General features: G+C 68.9%; 3 protein-coding genes. All 3 read right to left on the reverse strand.

Features of this window, described 5'->3' with window-relative positions; translation table 11 throughout:
* Positions 1–44: 44 nt before the first annotated feature.
* Genes AB0442_RS42540 through AB0442_RS42550 form a run of 3 tightly spaced genes read right to left on the reverse strand, consistent with a single transcriptional unit; the run spans position 45 to position 1160 of the window.
* Positions 45–392, reverse strand: coding sequence for a hypothetical protein (locus AB0442_RS42540; protein ID WP_366168859.1), 348 nt, complete (start codon positions 390–392; stop codon positions 45–47).
* Positions 389–883: a winged helix-turn-helix domain-containing protein gene (locus AB0442_RS42545; protein WP_366168860.1), complete on the reverse strand. Its 495-nt coding sequence runs from the start codon at positions 881–883 to the stop codon at positions 389–391. The genes AB0442_RS42540 and AB0442_RS42545 overlap by 4 nt, the downstream gene beginning before the upstream one ends.
* 31 nt (positions 884–914) lie before the next feature.
* Complete coding sequence (locus tag AB0442_RS42550) at positions 915–1160, reverse strand: hypothetical protein (RefSeq protein WP_366168861.1); 246 nt, start codon at positions 1158–1160, stop codon at positions 915–917.
* Between the last annotated feature and the right edge of the window lie 110 nt (positions 1161–1270).

Genomic DNA, 1270 nt, shown 5'->3' on the forward strand with positions numbered 1-1270 from the left:
CCGACAGATCAACTGAGAGACACCTTGGTCAGTCACACACCGGGTCAGGCCACGAGCCCATGCGGAGCACCATCAGTCTCACAGTCCCACACCAGCACGATGTCCGAGCCGAGCTGGTGGTGGGCGTCGTCCAGCAGGGCGGCGAAGTCCGGCTCGGTGAAGCCCTTCTTCTCGCCCTTGCGGCCGTGGTGGGCCAGCAGCCGGTAGATCAGGCGGGTGCGCTCGTCCGGGCGGCAGCACACCAGCCCTGCCAGACACACCCGTCCCGAGCCCTTGCCGCAGACCCGCACCACCGGGCAGTGGCCTCGCTTGGACCAGGTACGCGCCTTGGGCGGCCGCAGCGACTGCCCGCACTCGTCGGCGAAGACGAGCCAGGCGTTCTGGTCCCTCACCGTCGTTCCACGCGTGGCCAGGTCTCCTTCACCCAGGTGGACACCGCCCGCTCGTCGCGCTCAACAGCCCGGTGCACCGGCGTCTGCACCGTCCAACCCATCTGGTGCAGGATCTGCCACATTTGCGCCGGGCTGAAGCGGACATGGAACCGGCGGGCGACCAGCACCACGATCCTGGCCAGGGTCCAGCGCTGGTCCTCCACCCAGCCGTGCGCGGCCGGCCCCTGCTCCAGGGCTTCCTCCAGCCAGGCCCGCCACTCGGGCTTCATCCGCGAGGTCCGACCACTGGGCCCCTTGGACGCCAGCGCATCGGTACCGCCCTCGCGCCACCGCGCCTGCCACGCGTAGGCCGACTTGCGCGACACCCGCAACCGCTTGGCCACCTGCGGCGGCCGCACCCCCTGCTCGAACATCTCGGCAGCCTCCAGGCGCACCCGCTCCCGCCGGGCCCGCTCCCGCGCGCTCAGACCACCGCCATCGGGATACCGCATACCACCGGCCTACACCCCACTGACCATCTTGTCACCCCGAAAGCAAAAGATCAGATGCGTCGGCTTCCATCACGTACTGCTCGGGCCCGTCCGCACCGGGGTGGTGCACCTCGAAGCGGACCAGGTCCAGCGCCGTGTCCTCGAGGCCGGCTACCTCGGCGGCGAGTGCCTCGATCTCCACCGGGCTGCCGTCCAGGTCCGGGTGCTCGTGCACCACGATCCGCACCAAGTTGCTGCTGCTCTCGGCCACCTTGCCCGACAGATCGGAGAATCGCACCACCCGCTGCCCCACCCCAGCCTCACCAATTCACCGTGGTGACCAGGCTTAGTGACGGAGCATGAGATAGGCGTAGGAGGGTGCCTCGACCTGTGATGATTCAGCTTCTC

The organism is Kitasatospora sp. NPDC085895 (genome assembly GCF_040702125.1).
In the GTDB taxonomy this organism is placed as follows: domain Bacteria; phylum Actinomycetota; class Actinomycetes; order Streptomycetales; family Streptomycetaceae; genus Kitasatospora; species Kitasatospora arboriphila.

Bases quoted from the DNA above. Each gene is read 5' to 3' on its own strand.
- AB0442_RS42545 (WP_366168860.1), bottom strand. From the start codon at position 883: ATGCGGTATCCCGATGGCGGTGGTCTGAGCGCGCGGGAGCGGGCCCGG.